General features: G+C 71.7%; 16 protein-coding genes. 7 read left to right on the top strand and 9 right to left on the bottom strand.

Translation table 11 applies throughout. The features are described 5' to 3' along the window. Positions 1 to 85 precede the first annotated feature (85 nt). From ASG80_RS05760 to ASG80_RS05750, 3 genes are read left to right on the top strand one after another with little or no spacing between them, the layout of a single operon-like run. The gene (locus ASG80_RS05760; protein WP_082589803.1) at positions 86 to 1,483 is read left to right on the top strand and encodes an MFS transporter; all 1,398 of its coding nucleotides are present in this window, start codon (positions 86 to 88) and stop codon (positions 1,481 to 1,483) included. Between the two features lie 11 nt (positions 1,484 to 1,494). Then, complete coding sequence (locus ASG80_RS05755) at positions 1,495 to 3,606, top strand: molybdopterin oxidoreductase family protein (RefSeq protein ID WP_056729226.1); 2,112 nt, start codon at positions 1,495 to 1,497, stop codon at positions 3,604 to 3,606. Beyond that, positions 3,603 to 5,210 carry an FAD-dependent oxidoreductase gene (locus ASG80_RS05750; RefSeq protein ID WP_056729225.1) on the top strand — a complete coding sequence of 536 codons (1,608 nt, stop codon included), beginning with the start codon at positions 3,603 to 3,605 and terminating at the stop codon, positions 5,208 to 5,210. Before ASG80_RS05755 ends, ASG80_RS05750 begins: the two co-directional genes overlap by 4 nt. An 85-nt stretch (positions 5,211 to 5,295) precedes the next feature. Here the strand turns inward: ASG80_RS05750 and ASG80_RS05745 are convergent, their stop codons facing one another. The 5 genes from ASG80_RS05745 to rpsP form a co-directional block, all read right to left on the bottom strand. Then, complete coding sequence (locus ASG80_RS05745; protein ID WP_056729322.1) at positions 5,296 to 6,048, bottom strand: sirohydrochlorin chelatase; 753 nt, start codon at positions 6,046 to 6,048, stop codon at positions 5,296 to 5,298. Between the two features lie 160 nt (positions 6,049 to 6,208). Next, the gene (gene trmD, locus ASG80_RS05740; RefSeq protein ID WP_056729224.1) at positions 6,209 to 6,898 is read right to left on the bottom strand and encodes a tRNA (guanosine(37)-N1)-methyltransferase TrmD; all 690 of its coding nucleotides are present in this window, start codon (positions 6,896 to 6,898) and stop codon (positions 6,209 to 6,211) included. 10 nt (positions 6,899 to 6,908) lie between these two features. Further along, positions 6,909 to 7,505, bottom strand: coding sequence for a ribosome maturation factor RimM (rimM, locus tag ASG80_RS05735; protein ID WP_056729223.1), 597 nt, complete (start codon positions 7,503 to 7,505; stop codon positions 6,909 to 6,911). Between the two features lies 1 nt (position 7,506). After that, on the bottom strand, positions 7,507 to 7,743 hold the full coding sequence (locus ASG80_RS05730) for an RNA-binding protein (RefSeq protein ID WP_056651189.1): 237 nt from the start codon (positions 7,741 to 7,743) through the stop codon (positions 7,507 to 7,509). 3 nt (positions 7,744 to 7,746) lie between these two features. Then, on the bottom strand, positions 7,747 to 8,157 hold the full coding sequence (gene rpsP / locus ASG80_RS05725; RefSeq protein WP_056729222.1) for a 30S ribosomal protein S16: 411 nt from the start codon (positions 8,155 to 8,157) through the stop codon (positions 7,747 to 7,749). 222 nt (positions 8,158 to 8,379) lie between these two features. On the opposite strand from rpsP, the gene ASG80_RS05720 reads away from it, so the two are divergent. Beyond that, positions 8,380 to 9,549, top strand: a complete 1,170-nt coding sequence (locus ASG80_RS05720; RefSeq protein ID WP_056729321.1) for a glutamate--cysteine ligase — start codon at positions 8,380 to 8,382, stop codon at positions 9,547 to 9,549. Here the strand turns inward: ASG80_RS05720 and ASG80_RS05715 are convergent. Further along, a complete protein-coding gene (locus tag ASG80_RS05715) occupies positions 9,546 to 11,009 on the bottom strand; it encodes a GH1 family beta-glucosidase (protein ID WP_082589802.1) in 1,464 nt (487 codons plus the stop codon). The genes ASG80_RS05720 and ASG80_RS05715 overlap by 4 nt on opposite strands. 78 nt (positions 11,010 to 11,087) lie before the next feature. Then, a complete protein-coding gene (locus tag ASG80_RS05710; protein ID WP_056729221.1) occupies positions 11,088 to 12,110 on the bottom strand; it encodes a peptidoglycan bridge formation glycyltransferase FemA/FemB family protein in 1,023 nt (340 codons plus the stop codon). A gap of 172 nt (positions 12,111 to 12,282) precedes the next feature. On the opposite strand from ASG80_RS05710, the gene ASG80_RS23880 reads away from it, so the two are divergent. From ASG80_RS23880 to ASG80_RS05695, 3 genes are read left to right on the top strand one after another with little or no spacing between them, the layout of a single operon-like run. Continuing rightward, the gene (locus ASG80_RS23880; protein WP_056729220.1) at positions 12,283 to 13,095 is read left to right on the top strand and encodes a spermidine synthase; all 813 of its coding nucleotides are present in this window, start codon (positions 12,283 to 12,285) and stop codon (positions 13,093 to 13,095) included. Positions 13,096 to 13,097: 2 nt separating this feature from the next. After that, positions 13,098 to 14,978, top strand: coding sequence for an LVIVD repeat-containing protein (locus ASG80_RS23425; protein ID WP_056729219.1), 1,881 nt, complete (start codon positions 13,098 to 13,100; stop codon positions 14,976 to 14,978). Beyond that, the gene (locus ASG80_RS05695) at positions 14,975 to 15,634 is read left to right on the top strand and encodes a DUF305 domain-containing protein (RefSeq protein ID WP_156401677.1); all 660 of its coding nucleotides are present in this window, start codon (positions 14,975 to 14,977) and stop codon (positions 15,632 to 15,634) included. Before ASG80_RS23425 ends, ASG80_RS05695 begins: the two co-directional genes overlap by 4 nt. A gap of 6 nt (positions 15,635 to 15,640) precedes the next feature. Here the strand turns inward: ASG80_RS05695 and ffh are convergent, their stop codons facing one another. Together ffh and ASG80_RS05685 are read right to left on the bottom strand one after the other, a co-directional pair. Continuing rightward, positions 15,641 to 17,224 carry a signal recognition particle protein gene (ffh, locus tag ASG80_RS05690; RefSeq protein WP_056729217.1) on the bottom strand — a complete coding sequence of 528 codons (1,584 nt, stop codon included), beginning with the start codon at positions 17,222 to 17,224 and terminating at the stop codon, positions 15,641 to 15,643. A 51-nt stretch (positions 17,225 to 17,275) separates the two neighbouring features. After that, a complete protein-coding gene (locus ASG80_RS05685) occupies positions 17,276 to 17,764 on the bottom strand; it encodes a DUF2004 domain-containing protein (RefSeq protein ID WP_056729216.1) in 489 nt (162 codons plus the stop codon). Positions 17,765 to 17,768 lie beyond the last annotated feature (4 nt).

Raw genomic sequence — 17,768 nt, 5'->3', positions numbered from 1 at the left:
GACCCGACCGATCCGCGGAAACACGCCAGCAATAGCGTCGGCTTCACAAGTTCCACCCCGTGACCGACACCCCCCGGAGGCACAGATGACCGAGACCATGAGCGCCGCTCCCCCGAACGCCGCACCCACTCAGGCACCCGAGTCCACCGCTCCGGCGCTGGCCACCAGGCCGGGCCGCTGGATCGACAACTGGAACCCCGAGGACGACGCCCAGTGGGAGAACGGGGGCCGGGCGATCGCCCGCCGCAACCTGCGCTGGTCGATTTTCGCCGAGTTCCTCGGCTTCGTCGTCTGGCAGCTCTGGAGCATCGTGGCGGTACAGCTTCCGGACGCCGGCTTCGACCTCGGCACCGGAGAGATCTTCTGGCTCATCTCCATCCCGAGCCTCGTCGGTGCGACCCTCCGCTTCCCGTACTCGTTCCTCGTGCCGATGGTCGGCGGACGCAACTGGACGATCATCTCGGCCGCGCTCCTGTTGGTGCCGACGATCGCCCTCGCCGTGTCCGTCTCGAACCCCGAGACACCGTTCGGCGTGCTGCTCGTCGTCGCTGCGCTCGCCGGCTTCGGCGGCGGCAACTTCGCGAGCTCGATGTCGAACATCACCTACTTCTACCCGCAGCGCGAGAAGGGCTGGGCGCTCGGTCTCAACGCCGCAGGCGGCAACCTCGGGGCATCCGTCGCCCAGTTCGTCGTGCCGATCGCCATCACGATCGGTGCAGCCGCGACCCTCAACCTGCCGATCGCCGGCTGGATCTGGATCCCTTTCATCCTGCTCGCGATGTTCGGCGCCGCCCGCTACATGGACAACCTCTCGAACGCGAAGGCCGACCTCGCGGGCTCGGCGTCGGCCCTCAAGGAGCCGCACCTCTGGATCATGTCTGTGCTCTACATCGGCACGTTCGGGTCGTTCATCGGCTTCGCGAGCGTGTTCCCGAAGCTCATCGCCGACCAGTTCCCCGAGTTCTCGGGCATCGCGGTCGGCGGTGCGTCGGTCTCGCTCGCGTTCCTCGGAGCGCTCGTCGGCTCGCTCGCCCGCCCCTACGGCGGCCGGCTCTCCGACCGCTTCGGCGGCGCGCGCATCACGATGGTCGCCTTCGCCGCCATGGGCGCGCTCGCGCTCGCCGTTGTGCTCACGCTCCCCGTCGGCAACTTCTGGCTGTTCCTCGGCCTCTTCCTCCTCCTCTTCTCGGCGGCGGGCATCGGCAACGGCTCGACGTACCGCATGGTGCCGATCGTCTTCGCCCTCCGCGCTTCGGGTGACGACGCCGCCCGCAAGCGCAAGGCGGCAGCCGCTCTCGGCCTCATCTCCGCGATCGGCGCCTACGGCGGCTTCCTCATCCCGCAGGCGCTCAACCTCTCGTTCCAGGCCACGGGCGCGTATGCCGGTGCATTCGTCGGCTTCGTCGCCGGATACGCCGCCCTCCTCGTGCTCACGTACGTGGTGTACGTGCGCTCCCCACACCTCCGCGAGCACAAGATCTGAATCGAGATCAGATGACCGGTCCCGCCCCCACGCACTGCCCGTACTGCGCCCTGCAGTGCGCGATGACCCTCACGCCGACGGATGCCGCGGACGCCGCGACCCCGCCCGTGACGGTCGCCGGCCGCGACTTCCCCACGAATCGCGGCGGGCTATGCAAGAAGGGCTGGACGTCGGCGGAGCTGCTCCGCGCCCCCTCACGCCTCGGCGCCCCGCTCGTGCGGGGCGCCGACGGCGCGTTCCACGAGGCGAGCTGGGACGAGGCGCTCGATCTCGTCGCGGCGTCGCTGCGCGGCATCCGTGCAGCACACGGCGCCGACGCGGTCGGGGTGTTCGGCGGCGGAGGGCTCACGAACGAGAAGGCGTACCTGCTCGGGAAGTTCGCGCGACTCGCCCTCGGCACGAGCCGCATCGACTACAACGGGCGGTACTGCATGTCGTCGGCCGCCGCGGCCGGCAACCGCGCCTTCGGCGTCGACCGGGGACTGCCGTTCCCGCTCGAGGACCTCGGCGGGGCATCCACCGTCCTGCTCCTCGGCACGAACGTCGCCGAGACGATGCCTCCGTTCATGGGCCACCTCGCCGGCGCCCAGGCGGCAGGCGGGCTCGTCGTGGTGGACCCGCGGCGTACCGCCACGGCACGGCTCACCGAAGAGGGACGCGGGATGCATGTCCAGCCGGCGCCGGGCACCGACCTCGCGCTGCTGCTCGGCCTCACCCACATCGTGATCGCAGAGCGCCTCATCGACGCCGACTACGTCGCCGCACGCACCGTCGGGTTCGAGTCGGTACGCCGCAGCGTCGCCTCCTGGTGGCCCGAGCGGGTGCAGTCGGTCACGGGCGTCGCCGCCCTCACCTTGCGGAGACTCGCGCGGCGGCTCGCCTCGGGCGAGGGCACCTACATCCTCACCGGCCGTGGCGTCGAGCAGCACGTCGACGGCACCGACACGGCGACCGCGGCGATCAACCTCGCCCTGCTGCTCGGCCTGCCCGGCCGCCCCGGCAGCGGCTACGGCACGCTGACCGGCCAGGGGAACGGGCAGGGCGGGCGCGAGCACGGCCAGAAGTGCGACCAGCTGCCCGGCTACCGCAAGATCGTCGATCCCGAGGCGCGCGCCCACGTCGCCGGCGTCTGGGGCGTCGAGCCCGACGCGATCCCGGGCCCAGGCGTGCCCGCGGTGGAGCTGCTGCAGTCGCTCGGACGCCCCGACGGCGTGCGTGCGCTGCTCGTGCACGGGTCGAACCTCGTCGTGTCCTCCCCGAACGTCGACGCCGTGCGCGCCGGCATCGCCGCGCTCGACCTGCTCGTCGTGTGCGACTTCTTCCTCTCCGAGACCGCGGCCGTCGCGGACGTCGTCCTTCCGATCACGCAGTGGGCCGAGGAGGAGGGCACGATGACCAACCTCGAGGGCCGCGTCATCCGTCGCCGTCGCGCGATCACGCCGCCCGACGGCGTGCGCGACGAGCTCTGGATCCTCGCGGAGCTGGCACGGCGACTCGAGTGCACCGCCGCGTTCGACACCGACCCCGAACTCGTCTTCGAGGAGCTGCGGCTCGCGTCGGAAGGCGGCATCGCCGACTACTCCGGCATCGACTACGCGATGCTCGACCGGGGCGAGGCCGCCTACTGGCCGTACCCGCGCGGCAGCGCCGGCACGCCGCGTCTCTTCGCCGACCGGTTCGCGCACCCCGACGGACTCGCGCGACTCGTAGCGGTCTCGGTGCGGGAGTCCGCTCGCCCGCGGCCCGCCGACGGCGAGCTCACGCTCGTCACAGGACGCCTCCTCGAGCACTACCAGAGCGGCGCGCAGACCCGTCGCGTTCCGGAGCTCCTCGAGGCGCAGCCCGAGGCGCTCGCCTCGATCCATCCGGCGACGGCCGAGCGGCTCGGCATCGCCGACGGCGACGCCCTCGAGCTGGGGAACCGCCGTGGCAGTGTGCGTTGCCGTGCACGGCTGACGCCCGACATCCGACCCGACGCCGTGTTCCTCCCGTTCCACTACGGCGACGAGCAGGCCGCGAACCTCCTCACCTCCGACGCCGTCGACCCGATCTCGGCGATGCCCGAGTTCAAGACCAACGTCGTGCGCGTCACGCGCCTCACGGAAGCCGGAGCCATCGCATGAGCGCACTCAGGATCGTCCTCGTCGGCTACGGACCCGTCGGCGCCCGATTCGTCGAGGAGCTGCTGCCCTCGGTGCGGAGCGGTGCCGTGGAGCTCACGATCGTCGCGGGCGAGGACGTGGAGGCCTACAACCGCGTGCTCGTGGCCGAGTACGCGGTGGGCAACACCGACCTCGACGCGATGATCGTCGGCGACCGCGCGATGGCCGAGGAGGCTGGGGCCCGCGTGCTCCTCGGCGTCGCGGCGACCTCGATCGACCGTGCCGCGCGGACGGTTCGGCTGAGCAACGGCGAGGAGCTCGGCTACGACCGGCTCGTCCTCGCCACGGGGTCGCGCGCGAACGTGCCCACGCTCGACGGCGTCGAGCGCCATCGGCGCGACCTGTCGTCGCTCGAGAAGTACGCGCGCCACCTGGTGGCGCGCGACGACGAGCTGCCCGAGGGCATCACCGCGCTGCGCGACCTCGCCGACGCCGAGCGGGTGCTCGACGCCGTGCGCGGTCGGCGCCGCATCGTCGTGCTCGGGGCGGGCGTGCTCGGGCTCGAGCTCGCGCTGGCCGCCGCCCATGCGGGCGCGCAGGTCTGCGTGGTGCACCACGGCCCGCATCCTATGCCCCGCAACCTCGACCGCGGAGGTGGGCAGGTGTTGCGCTCGGCGCTCCGTCGGACCGGCATCACCGTCATCGCGCACAGCCGCGCCGAGGCGGTCGCGTTCCGCACCGACGACGACGGCCGCCGCCGCTTCGACATGCTCGTGACCGCCGACGGCAAGCAGTTGCGCGGTGACCTGCTCGTGCTCTCGTGCGGCGTCAGTCCCCGCAACGAGCTCGCCACCCTCGCTGGCCTGCGCACCGGCGTCGGGATCGTGGTGAACCCGCGGCTGCAGTCGTGGAGCGACCCGCACGTGTACGCGATCGGCGACTGCGCCCAGGTCGTCGAGCGCACCGAGGAGCTCGCCGGCCAGCGCGTGCTGCCGGGCGCACCGTCGGGCCTCATCGGCCCGGGCTGGCGGCAGGCCGCCTGGCTCGCCGGCGAGTTCGCGGCCGAGGCGGAGGGCCGGGCAACTGATGCCGCGGCGCCGGCCGAGCGCGACCCCATCGTGATGCTGAAGGCCGAGCACATCGACGTGGTCGCCGTCGGCGAGATCACCGCCGACCCGTGGGACGACGACACGCTGCATCCGCGCCGTCGCGTCTCCCAGTGGGCCGACCCCGAGCATCTCCGCTACGTGAAGATGGTGACCGAGGACGGCACCCTGACAGGCTTCGTGAGCGTCGGGATGCCGCGCACCGCCGCCGAGCTCACGCTCCTGTTCGAGCGGCGCAGCGAACTGCCCGCCGACCGCTCGCTCCTGCTCCGGTTCGACGGCCCCGACTACGACCCGAGCGCCGACGCCGACGCGTTCGCGCCGGCGACCACGGTGTGCTGGTGCAACGGCGTGACCGTCGGGCGGATCGAGGAGTCCGCGGCGTGCGGCAACACCACGGTCGAGTGCGTCGGTCGCGACACGCGTGCCGGCACGGGCTGCGGCGGATGCAAGGGCCGGATCGCCGACGTGCTCGCACGTGCGGCCGAGGCCGACGGGACGCCCAGCCTCACGGCGTGAGCGCGCCCGCACCGCTCAGGCGGTGAGCGGGGCTCCGTCACGCGGCGGGCGGCACGGCGACCCTACGGCAGCCCCGGGCGCTGGGTCATGCCCGCTCCCACCGGTCGGCGTCCACGTCGGCGTAGCGCTCCAGCACGAGCTCGACGAGCTCACGCGGGGCGGGACGGTCGGGCAGGAGCAGCGGATCGGCGATGAGGTCGCCACCCGCACCGGTCGCCGCGTCGTAGAACGTCCCGGGTGCGAGCAGGTAGGGGCCGACGACGACTCGTGATCCGGGGTGCACCTCGCGGATCATCTCGATGGCGTCGGGCAGTCGCGGGATCGCCGCGGCGATGAACCCCACGGTCACCGGACGACCCAGCCGCTGACCGAGGCGACGCGCGGTCTCGAAGCACTCCCGGACGGCGCGCGGGTCGTTCGATCCGGCTGCCGCGAGCAGCACGGCGTCGTCGTCGGCGAGCCCGAGGGCGCCGAGCCGCTCCGCGAGCACGGCGACGATGCGATCGTCTGGACCGAGCTCGGCGGCGAGCTGGGCTCCCCCGCCGATGCGGTCGAGCCCGAGCGAGAGGCCGGTGCGCACGTGGAAGCCGGCCGAGAGCACGAGCGGCACGATGACCGCGTCGGCCTCAGCATCGGCGGCGAGGGCGGCGGCCACGTCGGCGTTGCTCGCGTCGACGAAGCTGATCGACACGTCGAGGTCAGGCCGCTCCGAGGCGACGGCGTCGACGAGCCGGATCACCGCTTCGCGGTTCGCCGCGGACGGGGCGCCATGCGTCACGGCGACGAGCCGGAGCGGGTGCGAGCCGGGTCCTTCCGCCGGGAGGCCGGCCCTGCTCATCCCGACCATCTCCGAACCCCGCGCTCTCCGGCGGAATCCCGTCTCGCCCGCCGGTTTCGACGCTATGCACGGCGTGTTTCGCGAACGGCACCCGCATGTTTCCGGGACGTGAAGACTGGCTCACGCCCGCCCGCGAGGCCCGCGCGCCCGCGTCGCCGGGTCAACCGTCGAGGAGTTCGGGGCGCACCAGGCGCGTGCGCTCGACCTGCTGCTCATGCCGCCACGCGGCGATCGCGCCGTGGTTGCCGGAGAGCAGCACGGGCGGCACGTCGAGCCCGCGCCAGGTGGCGGGCTTCGTGTAGCTGGGGTACTCGAGCAGTCCGTCCTCGTGGGACTCCTCGACGAGGCTCTCGGGGTTGCCGACCACGCCGGGCACGAGCCGGCCCGCTGCCTCGATCATGGCCATGACGGCCACCTCGCCACCGTTCAGCACGTAGTCGCCGAGGCTGATGAGGCGCACCCGCATCCGCTCGGCGTAGTGATCGACGACGCGTTGGTCGATGCCCTCGTAGCGCCCGCAGGCGAACACGAGGTGCTCCTCGGCGGCGAGCTCACGGGCGGTCGCCTGCGTGAACGGCTCGCCGGCGGGCGACGGCACCACGAGCAGCCCGTCGGATGCCCCGTCGCCGACGATCGCGTCGAGCGCCTCGCCCCACGGCTCGGGCTTCATGACCATGCCGGCGCCGCCCCCGTAGGGCGTGTCGTCGACGGTGCGATGGCGGTCGTGGGTGTGGTCGCGCAGGTCGTGCGTGCGGACCTCGATGAGGCCCGACTGGCGCGCCTTGCCGAGGAGCGACAGGTCGAGCACCGAGAAGAACTCGGGGAAGATCGTGACGATGTCGATCCGCATGACGCCGACCCTACTCGGCGGCGTCGTCGGTGCGATCGGATGCCGCGGGCTCCTCGCCGGCGGCGTCGTCGGGGAGCTCCTCGAAGAGCCCGGACGGCGGGGTCACGGTGATCGTGCCGGCGGCGAGATCGACCTCGGGCACGATGGCGGCGACGAACGGCACCATGACCTCTCGGCCGTGGGACTTGACGATGAGGAGGTCCTGCGCCGGCAGGTGGTCGACGTGGGTGACCTCGCCGATCCTCTCGCCGTCGCGGATCACCGCGAGCCCGACGAGCTGGTGGTCGTACCACGCGTCGGGCTCGGGTGCCTCCTCGTCGACGTGGTCGACCCAGAGGATGGCCTTCACGAGGCCCTCTGCCGCGGTGCGGTCGTCGATGCCCTGGAAGAAGCCGACCGGATGCCCGTTGTACCAGCGAAGCTCGCGGAGGGTGAGGTGCCTGCCGTGCCATGGCGACGCTTCGGGCACCTGCAGCGAGAACTCGGCGCCCGGCACGAAGCGGCGCTCTGGGTCGTCGGTGTAGAGCTCGAGCTTGATGGCGCCCTTCAGGCCGTGCGCCTTGGTGAGGCGGCCGACCCTCAGTTGCGTCCGGGGTGCGCCGGCCACGTCAGTCGTCGGTGTCGACGACGTCGACGCGGACGCGGCGGCCGTCGGCGAGTGCGGTGACGAGCGTGCGGAGCGCCTTCGCGGTGCGGCCGGCGCGGCCGATCACGCGACCGAGGTCCTCGGGGTTCACGTGAACCTCGAGGACCTCGCCGCGTGCGCTCGACGCGGAGACGACCTTCACGTCGTCAGGGTGATCGACGATCCCCTTGACGAGGTGCTCGAGCGCGGACTGGAGCAAGGCCTACGCCTCGTCCGTCGCGGTCTCGTCGGCTGCGGGGGCCTCTTCGGCCTTCGCGGGCTTCTCCGACTTCGGCTTGAGGACCGGCTTCTTCTTCTCGTCGGCGACGAACTCGGCCTTGGGTGCCGCGACCTGCACGGTGGACTTCGCGTCCTTGTCGCCCTTGAACCTGCCCCAGTCGCCGGTGAGCTTGAGGATCGCCGTGACCTGCTCGGTCGGCTGGGCGCCGACGGAGAGCCAGTACTGGGCGCGGTCGGAGTCGACCTCGATGAACGAGGGGTTCTGGGTGGGGTGGTACTTGCCGATCTCCTCGATCACGCGACCGTCGCGCTTGGTGCGCGAGTCGGCGACGACGATGCGGTAGTACGGCGCACGGATCTTGCCGAGGCGCTTGAGACGGATCTTGACAGCCACAATTCTCCTGAAGTGTTGTGAGGTAAGCGAACTGACAGCCGTGAGCGTGGGGTGCACACTCGGCGGAAGCTCAATGGGGCTCTGCGCGCCGGATAGAGGGTCGGGCGGTACAGAACTCGACTGACCATTCTTGCAGATTTCGCGTCGGAAGGATAATCGCCGTGCTCGCGTGCCATGATGAGCCGACGTCGGCGCATCCGTCGATCGGGAGGTGATCCGGGCATGCACATCGAGTTCGCGCGCTCGGCGCGCTCCACCGTCGGGATCGAGTGGGAGATCGCGATCGTCGACCGCGCCACGGGCGAGCTCGCATCGGTCGCCGACCGGGTGCTCGAGGTGCTCGACGAGCGCAGCGCGGGAGGGAAGCACCCGTGGATCACCTCCGAGCTGCTCACCAACACGGTCGAGCTCGTGAGCAGCGTGCACGAGCGGGTGGCGGACGCGGTCGCGGACCTCGAGGGCCAGCTCGCCGAGGTGCGCGCGGTGATCGACGAGCTCGGCGAGTACGAGCTCGTCTGCAGTGGCTCGCACCCGTTCAGCCAGTGGTACGACCAGCACCTCACCGACAAGCCGCGATACCACAAGCTCATCGAGCGCACCCGCTGGTGGGGGCGCAACATGATGATCTGGGGCGTGCACGTGCACGTGGGCATCGAGGACCGCGACAAGGCGCTGCCGATCCTCGACGGGCTCCTGGCGTACCTGCCGCACCTGCAGGCGCTGTCGGCGTCGAGCCCGTTCTGGGCGGGCGTCGAGACGGGCTACGCGTCGAATCGCGCGCTGATGTTCCAGCAGCTCCCCACGGCGGGGCTGCCCTACCCGCTCGCAGACTGGCCCGCCTACGAGCGGTACGTCGACGACCTCGTCCGCACCGGGGTGATCGAGGACCACAGCGAGGTGCGCTGGGACATCCGGCCGTCGCCGCGTTGGGGCACGGTCGAGGTGCGCGTCTGCGACGGCGTGTCGACGGCGGCGGAGATCGCGGCGATCGGCGCCCTGGTGCAGTGCCTCGTCGAGTGGATGAGCGAGCGCCTCGACCGCGGCGAGACCCTCACCGTGCTGCAGCCGTGGTACGTGCGCGAGAACAAGTGGCGCGCCGCGCGCTACGGCATGGACGCCGAGATCATCACGGATGTCGCCGGCACCGAGCGGCTCGTCGGCGACGACCTGAGCGACCTCCTCACGACGCTGGTGCCGGTCGCGGAGCGGCTCGGCTGCCAGGCGGAACTGCAGCTCGTGCGCGCCACCCTCGGGGGCGGCGCGAGCTACCAGCGGCAGTTGCGCGTCGCCGAGGCGGCAGGCGGCGACCTCACGGCCGTCGTCGCCCATCTCGCGCGCGAGCTGCGGGAGGGCATGACCCCGCTCCCGGATGCCGCACCACCCGGCACCTAGGCCGGGATCGCCCTGGTGCGGATGAGCTCCGCGTACCACTTCGCGCTGTCCTTGGGCAGGCGCTCGAGCGTGTCGTAGTCGACGCGGACGATGCCGAAGCGCTTGGAGTACCCGTATCCCCACTCGAAGTTGTCCAGCAACGACCACACCTGGTACCCGCGCAGGTCGACGCCGCGGCCCATGGCGCGGTGCGCGGCGGTGAAGTGCCGGCGGAGGTAGTCGACGCGGTCGGCGTCGTGCACGGCCGGGCCGTCGGTCTCCTCGGTCACGACGTCGTCGAAGGCCGCGCCGTTCTCGGTGACCATCAGCGGCAGCGACGGGTAGGCCTCGTGCAGTGCGATGAGCAGGTCCTCGAGGCCCGACGGGTCGATGTTCCAGCCCATGGCGGTGTAGGGACCCGGCTGCTCGAGGAACTCGACGTGCTCCGAGCCCGGCCACGGCGTGCCGCCCATGTCCTTGTGGCCGTCGGCGTGCGCGCGGGGCGACACGCCGTCCCACATCTGCATGGTGACGGTCGAGTAGTAGTTGACGCCGAGCAGCGAGATCGGCTGTCGGATGAGCTCGGTGTCGCCCGGCTTCACGAACGACCAGTCGGTGACCTCGGCGGTGTCTGCGATCACGTCGGCCGGATACTCACCGTCCAGGAGCGGCCCGAGGAACACGCGATTGGCGAGGCCGTCGATGCGTCGCGCCGCCTCCGCACCGGTCGGGCCGGACGGACGGATGACGTGCAGGTTGAGCGTGATCGAGTAGCCCGGGTCGTTCGTGACGACCTCGCGGAGCGCGGCGATCGCGAGCCCGTGCGCGAGGTTCAGGTGGTGCACCGCGGCGAGCGCCTTCGCGCCGTCCATGAGCCCCGGCGCGTGGGCGCCTGAGCCGTAGCCGAGGTACGCGCTGCACCACGGCTCGTTGAGCGTGGTCCAGACGGCGATGCGGTCGCCGAGGCGCTCACCGACGATGCGGGCGTAGTCGGCGAACGCCTCGGCCGTGGCGCGGTTCGCCCAGCCGCCCTCCTCCTCGAGCGCCTGCGGGAGGTCCCAGTGGTAGAGCGTGGCGATGGGCCGGATGCCGCGGGCGATGAGCCCGTCGACGAGCCGCTCGTAGAATGCGAGGCCGGCCTCGTTGGCCGGTCCGCGCCCGGTGGGCTGGACGCGCGGCCATGCGATGGAGAAGCGGTACGCCTCGAGGCCGAGCTCCCGCATGAGGTCGAGGTCTGCCTCCCAGCGGTGGTAGTGGTCGCAGGCGGAGTCGCCCGTGTCGCCGTCCCACACCTTGCCGGGCGTGTGGCTGAACGTGTCCCAGATGGAGGGCCCGCGCCCGTCCTCGTGCACGGCGCCCTCGATCTGGTACGAGGCCGTCGCCGATCCGAACAGGAAGTCTTCGGGGAAGGCGAGGCCCGCGTCGCGGTAGTCGGCCGAGCCGGTGGTCATCGTCGTGCTCCAGTCGTCGAGTCGCGGCATCCGCTGCCGCCGCGGTTCACTGTAGCGCGTCGGGCATCCGCGCTACTTACCGTGCTGTAAGCGTTCGCAACGCGATGCTCAGTACCAGTAGTCGCCGGTGCGCTCGAGGTGCTCCGCGAGGAACGCGCCCTCGCCCCGACGCCACGCCTCGGCGCGATCCTCGTGCGAGAGCTGGAACGCGGGCATGTACTCGAGCACGTCCTGCGCGAATGCGCCCTTGAAGGTGAGGATGCCCTGCCCCGGCGCGTCGGGCTCGTCGGGCGGCGGCACATGGCCGAGCTCATAGCGCTCGATGCCCATCTCGGCGAGATCGCAGATGATCCCCCACTGCAGCAGGCGCGACGCCATGAGCTGGGGCTGGTCCCGCAGCGAGCCGCCGTCCTTGTACCAGGCGTTGCTTCCGTACCGCGCGACGAATGCGCCCGCGACCACACGCCCCTCGTGCCACGCGAAGTACAACTGCCCGCGATCGTCATGCACGAACGTCGTCCACACGCGCTCGAGGTAGCCGGATCGGCGGAAGAACGCCCCGGAGCGCTCCTCGGTCTCGCGCACGAGCTCGATCATGCTGCGACGGTTCGCCTCGCTGAGCTCGACGCGGCCGACGACCACGCCGTTGCGTTCGGCTGCACGGATCTCGGCCCTCGCCCGCTTCTTCATGCCCGCGAGGATGTCCTCCTCCGACATGCCGGTGTCGACGATAACGGTGTGCCGGTACTGCGACGCGCGGGTGGGCAGCCAGCCGTCCGCCTGGAACGCGGCGACGAGCATCTCGTCGCGCGGCTGGCACACCTCGATCTTCGTGGCGAACGCCGTGCCCCGACCGGCGCGGATCCGCTCGCTCAACGCCGGTACGTCGTCGGGCGTGAGCCCGCTCACGCGAGGCAGGTGCTCGAGGATGCCGAATCCCTCGGCGAGGCGCTCGAACACCAGCGCCGGGTAGTCGCGCTCGACGCCGAGGCCGCGACGTGTGACGTGCCACGGGCCGCCCGACCGCACCGCCTCCCAGGTGCTCGACTGCATGAAGTGAGGAATGGTGTGCGTCGCGAGCACGCGGTCGTCCCACCCGACCGAGACCTGCTCAGACTGGACCGCCCGCACTGCGCCTCCATCCCCCCGGCACCCTGCGGCGGACCCCGTCCCGCCATCGGATGCAACGCCCTTGGCGCACATCATAGGCGGCGGGCGTGTCCCCGGGGCAACTCCACCCCGATGAGTCCGATGTCGCCGCGGCGTCTGGCCTGCGGTCTACCCCCGACCTAGTGTGGAACGCATGGGAGATCCCCGACTCCAACTCGACGGCGAGCAGGTGCGCGCGCGATTGCTGCCCGAGCGCGGCACGCACGGCGGCTACTCGCTCGTCGTCGAGGGCACCACCCAATCGCACGTGAATCCGCTCGATCCGCTCGACCTCCAGCTCGAGTACACACGGCTCATGGCCGCGGTCGTCGACGGATGCCGCGAGGCCGGCCGGCCCCTTCGGGTGCTGCACCTCGGGGCGGGCGCGCTCACCATCCCGCGGTACGTCGCCGCCACGCGGCCGGGTTCGGTGCAGCACGTGGTGGAGCTGCACCGCGAGCTCCTCGACTTCGTGCTGGGCGTGCTGCCGCTCGACGACGACGTCGAGCTCACCGTCGAGTTCGACGACGGCCGGGCGGCGGTCGAGCGCGCAGCGCGCACCCGGGGGGGCTACGACGTCGCGATCGTCGACGTGTTCTCGGGCAGCATCTCGCCACGCCACATGTCGACCGTGGAGTTCTTCGAGGCGCTCGTGCAGCTCCTCGCACCCGACGCGGTGATCGTGGTCAACACGCTCGCCACCGCGGGACTCGCCATGAGCCGCGAGGTCGCCGCCACGCTCGGCTCCACGCTCTCCGAGGTGATCGCGCTCGCGTCACCCGCGGTCGTCGAGGACGCGAGTCTCGGCAACGTCGTGCTCGCGGCATCCGCCTCACCCCTGCCCGCTGTCGAGATCATCCGGCACGCCGACACCGGCCCGCGCCCGATCGAACTGCTCGCCGGCGAGGCGTTCACCGCGTTCGTCGGCGATGCGCCGGTGCGCCGCGACGGCGACCCGCTGGACTGAGCATGCGGGCCGGTCGCGCTGTGCTGCGGGCGAGATCGGCCGCGATCGTTGTGGCGGCCATCGGCCTGGCCGCAGTCGTGCTGACGCCTCCGGCCGCCGCCGCGCCTGCCGATCATGAGCCGTCCATAGGGCCCGGCCTCGAGTGGGTCGCCCATCGCGACAATCCGTTCCGGCAGGGCGACGACGCCGACTTCATCAACTCCGACCTCGCCTTCACCGGCGACTACCTCGTGCAGGGCAACTACGCGGGATTCTCGATCTGGGACATCGCCGACCCGGCGGCGCCCGAGCTCGTGAGCGCGGTCTCGTGCCCCGGCGGGCAGGGCGACGTGAGCGCGGTCGGCAACCTGGTCATCGTCTCGATCGACGAGACGATGTCCGACGACTCCTGCCAGGCCTCGCGCGTGCCCGAGACCGATGAGAACTGGGAGGGGCTGCGCATCTTCGACATCAGCGACCCCCGCTCCCCGCGCTACGCGGCCGCGGTGCGCACGCGATGCGGCTCGCACACCCACACGGTGGTGCCCGACCCGGCGAGCACGGACCGCGTGTTCGTATACGTCAACGCCTACAGCCGCGGGGCATCCCTGAACTGCACCGGACGCAACCCCCTGCAGATCGTGGAGGTGCCGCTCGGCGCCCCGGAGGAGGCGGCGATCGCCGGCGAGCTCGACCTGTTCGACGACGAGAGCGCCTTCGGGCCAGAGGACCAGGTCGCCGGCGGCGCGGAGACCCGGTCGACCACCGGATGCCACGACATCACGGCCTATCCGGCGAAGGGGCTCGCCGTCGCGGCCTGCCGCGGCGACGGACTGCTCCTGTCGATCGCAGACCCACTGGCGCCCGTGGTGCTGCAGCGCGTGCGGGACCCGGCGGTCACGTTCTGGCACTCGGGCATCTTCGACAACGACGCGACCCGCATCGTGTTCCAGGACGAGCTCGGCGACGGGTTCATCAACACCTGCTCCCCGGCGTTCGGTGCCGACCGGGGCGCCGATGCGGTGTGGCTCATCCAGCCCGACGCCCTCGTGAAGGCGGGCACGTACAAGCTGCCGCGCGCGCAGTCGGACCTCGAGAAGTGCGTCGCGCACTCGGGCGGCCTCGTGCCGGTGCCCGGGCGGTTCATCATCGCCCAGGCGTGGCTCGAGGGCGGCGTCTCGGTGGTCGACCTCACCGACCCGGCGGCGCCCGTGGAGCTCACCTGGTTCGATCGGCCGTCGTACGGCACCTCGATGGACTACACGGCGGGGATCTGGGCGGTGTACCACTACGACGGCTACCTCTACGCGAGCGACATGTACGAGGGACTCGAGGTGCTGCGCCTCACCGATCCGCTCTTCGCGGATGCCGCCCGCTACGACGACGTGGGGCTGAACCCGCAGACGCAGCCCGCGTACGCATGGGTGTGGCGAGAGGCGCCGGTGGTGCCCACCGCCGAGGAGGAGCGCGCCCCACTCGAGACACTGTCGGTCGACCCCGCCGCGATCGAGCCCGCCGAGTCGGCGGAGGTCACGGTGTCGCTGCCGCCGGGTTCGCTGACGCCGGGCGAGACCGTCGACATCTGGTGGATGCCGACCCAGTCCGTACTGGCGACGGTCACGGCCGCCGCCGACGGCTCGCTCGCCCCGACGCCGGCGAACCTGCCGGGGCCGCTCGAGCCCGGACGGTACGACGTGGTCGCGCGTGGCGACGTCTCCGCGCCGCGCCTGGCGCTCGCGAGCGTCGTGGTCGCAGCGCCGTCGCCGACCTCCTCGCCGGATGCCTCGCGCGCCCGTGGCGATGGGGGCGGCGTGTGGTGGCTGCTCGTCGTCGTCCCGTTCGCCCTTGCGCTCGCATACCACGCCGCGCTCGCGTGGCGACGACGGCGCCGGGCGGCGCCATGACGCGGCGCGCGCGCGGCGGCGGCCCCCGAATTGCCCGCGTCGCGGTCGCACTGCTGATCGCGGTGGCCGGCGCCGGCTGCACGGCCGACCCCGGCACGGGCACCGCGGCGACGTTCGTCACACCCTCGCCCCCTGACGGCTCGGAGCGCGCCACCGGCGCGCCGACCGGCGATCCAGTCGACTCGGAGGCGACGGCGGCGGATGTCGCGTTCGTCGCCACCATGGTCGTGCACCACGAGCAGGCCGTCGAGCTGGCGGAGCTGGCGCCGGGGCGAGCCCGGGATCCCGAGGTCGCCGAGCTCGCCGCACGGATGGCGCTCGTGCAGGAGGCCGAGGCCGACGCCATGCGCACGTGGCTCGAGCGGCGCGACTCGCGCGACGATATGGGCACCGGCCACGACCTCGCGGAGGGGATGGCCGGCGAGATCAGCAGTTCGACGATCGACCGGGCCGCGGAGCTCGATGGTGCGGCGTTCGACCGCCTGTTCGTGCAGGCGATGATCCCGCATCACCGCGGTGCCGTGGAGATGGCCGAGGCTCGGCTCGCCGAAGCCGGCGACCCGGCCGTCACGCGGTGGGCACGCGCGATCGCCACGGCCCAGGCGCTCGAGATCGACCGTCTCCTCGAGATCGAGGCCCGCCTTCCCGCCGGGTGAGCGCGGTCAGCGCCCGAGGAACTTCTGCATGGCGGCGAGCTCCTCCTCGCTCGGGGCGCCCTTCGCGCCGCCTGCGCCGAGGCCGAAGCCCGAGCCGGCGGGCGCCGACCCCTGCCCGGCGGGCGTCACGCCCGAGGCGATCGCGGCGTTCTCGGCCGCGCGCCTCGCGGGGTTGCCCGAGCGCGAGCCCGATGCCTTCCTCTTGCCCTTGGCGGCCTGGCGCTTGCCGCCGCCGTAGCCGCCGGCACCGGGCATCGGGCCCATGCCGGGGATCTGCGGCATCCCGCCGCGGGCGACGGTCTTCATCATCTTCGCGGCCTGCTCGAAGCGCTGCACGAGCTGGTTCACGTCGGTGACGGTCATGCCCGACCCCTTCGCGATGCGCAGGCGCCGCGAGCCGTTGAGGAGCCTGGGGTTGCGGCGCTCGCGCGGCGTCATCGACTGGATGATCGCCTCTGTGCGCACGATCTCGCGCTCGTCGAAGTTCTCGAGCTGCTGCTTCATGCCGCCCGCACCCGGCAGCATGCCGAGCATCTTCTTGATCGAGCCGGCCCCGCGGAGCTGCTGCATCTGCGCGAGGAAGTCCTCGAGCGTGAACTGCTCGGTCGCGAGCTTCTCGGCGACCTTCAGCGCCTCCTCCTCGTCGAAGGCCTCCTGGGCCTGCTCGATGAGGGTGAGGATGTCGCCGAGGTCGAGGATGCGGCTCGCCATGCGGTCGGGGTGGAAGGGCTCGAAGTCGTCGAGGCCCTCACCCGTCGATGCGAAGATGATCGGGCGTCCGGTGACGGACGCCACCGAGAGCGCCGCACCGCCGCGCGCGTCGCCGTCGAGCTTCGAGAGCACGACGCCCGTGAAATCGACGCCGTCCTGGAAGGCCTTCGCCGTGGTCACGGCGTCCTGGCCGATCATGGCGTCGATGACGAACAGCACCTCGTCGGGGTTCGTCGCCTTGCGGATGTCCGCGGCCTGCTTCATCATCTCGGCGTCGACGCCGAGGCGGCCCGCGGTGTCGATGATGACCACATCGTGCTGGGCACGCTCCGCCTGCTTCACGGCGTCCTTCGCGACGCGCACGGGGTCGCCGACGCCGTTGCCCGGCTCGGGCGCGAACACGGGCACGCCCGCCTGTGCGCCCACGACCTGCAGCTGGTTCACCGCGTTCGGGCGCTGGAGGTCGGCGGCGACGAGCATCGGCGTATGGCCGTCCTTCACCAGCCACTTCGCGAGCTTGCCCGCGAGCGTCGTCTTGCCCGTGCCCTGGAGGCCGGCGAGCATGATGACGGTCGGCGGGTTCTTCGCGAACTGCAGGCGACGCTGCTCGCCGCCGAGGATCGCGACGAGCTCGTCGTTGACGATCTGCACGACCTGCTGCGCCGGGTTCAGGGCCTTGTTGACCTCGTCGCCGAGGGCTCGCTCGCGCACGTGCGCCGTGAACTGCTTGACCACGTCGAGCGAGACGTCGGCGTCGAGCAGCGCCCGGCGGATCTCGCGAACGGTGCCGTCGACGTCGGCCGCAGACAGCTTGCCCTTGGTGCGGAGGCTCTTGAAGGTCTCGGCGAGGCGGTCAGACAGGTTTCCGAAGGTAGCCATGGTCCTTCGATTGTAGGCGAGGGCGGATGCCCCGCCCGGCGCGGCCCAGGGTCACCCCTCGAACCGCACGTCCACGATCTCGCGCTCGAGGTCGATCGCGGCGATGAGCCGCTCGTCCGTGTCCTCCGGGGCGAGGGCGTACTCGAACTCGGCGAAGCTCTCGCCCTGCCCATCGGCCTCGGGATGCAGGTCGACGCGGACGAGGGTCATCGAGCGAAGGGCGTCGAGCTGGTGATCGCCGGAGTCGCGACCGATGGCCGCCTCGATCTCCTCGACCTGCTCGAGCTCGGGGTCGAGGAGGACGTCGAGGAAGCGGACGACCGGCGAGCTGCTGGAGTCGAGCTGCCCGACGAACGCCGACCGGAGCTCGTCGTCGATGAGCTCGAGCTCGCCGACCATGGTGGCCGCCGCATCGAGCGCCGCCGACGACACCGCGTCGGCGTCGGCGTCGAGCACGACCTCGACGTCCTGGTCACCGTACTCCTTGCGCTCAGACCAGTAGTCGCCGATGAGCCCGAAGTAGTCGTGTTCGATCGCCATGCGT

Origin of the sequence: Agromyces sp. Soil535 (assembly GCF_001428255.1) — a bacterium.
In the GTDB taxonomy this organism is placed as follows: Bacteria; Actinomycetota; Actinomycetes; order Actinomycetales; family Microbacteriaceae; genus Agromyces.
Note: the sequence above shows the minus strand (reverse complement) of the source record. Positions and strands in the feature narration are given on the sequence as shown.

Coding starts and splice junctions, on each gene's coding strand:
- ASG80_RS05760 (WP_082589803.1), top strand. CDS start 86: ATGACCGAGACCATGAGCGCCGCTCCCCCGAACGCCGCACCCACTCAG.
- ASG80_RS05755 (WP_056729226.1), top strand. CDS start 1,495: ATGACCGGTCCCGCCCCCACGCACTGCCCGTACTGCGCCCTGCAGTGC.
- ASG80_RS05750 (WP_056729225.1), top strand. CDS start 3,603: ATGAGCGCACTCAGGATCGTCCTCGTCGGCTACGGACCCGTCGGCGCC.
- ASG80_RS05745 (WP_056729322.1), bottom strand. CDS start 6,048: ATGAGCAGGGCCGGCCTCCCGGCGGAAGGACCCGGCTCGCACCCGCTC.
- trmD (WP_056729224.1), bottom strand. CDS start 6,898: ATGCGGATCGACATCGTCACGATCTTCCCCGAGTTCTTCTCGGTGCTC.
- ASG80_RS05720 (WP_056729321.1), top strand. CDS start 8,380: ATGCACATCGAGTTCGCGCGCTCGGCGCGCTCCACCGTCGGGATCGAG.
- ASG80_RS05715 (WP_082589802.1), bottom strand. CDS start 11,009: ATGCCGCGACTCGACGACTGGAGCACGACGATGACCACCGGCTCGGCC.
- ASG80_RS23880 (WP_056729220.1), top strand. CDS start 12,283: ATGGGAGATCCCCGACTCCAACTCGACGGCGAGCAGGTGCGCGCGCGA.
- ASG80_RS23425 (WP_056729219.1), top strand. CDS start 13,098: ATGCGGGCCGGTCGCGCTGTGCTGCGGGCGAGATCGGCCGCGATCGTT.
- ASG80_RS05695 (WP_156401677.1), top strand. CDS start 14,975: ATGACGCGGCGCGCGCGCGGCGGCGGCCCCCGAATTGCCCGCGTCGCG.
- ffh (WP_056729217.1), bottom strand. CDS start 17,224: ATGGCTACCTTCGGAAACCTGTCTGACCGCCTCGCCGAGACCTTCAAG.
- ASG80_RS05685 (WP_056729216.1), bottom strand. CDS start 17,764: ATGGCGATCGAACACGACTACTTCGGGCTCATCGGCGACTACTGGTCT.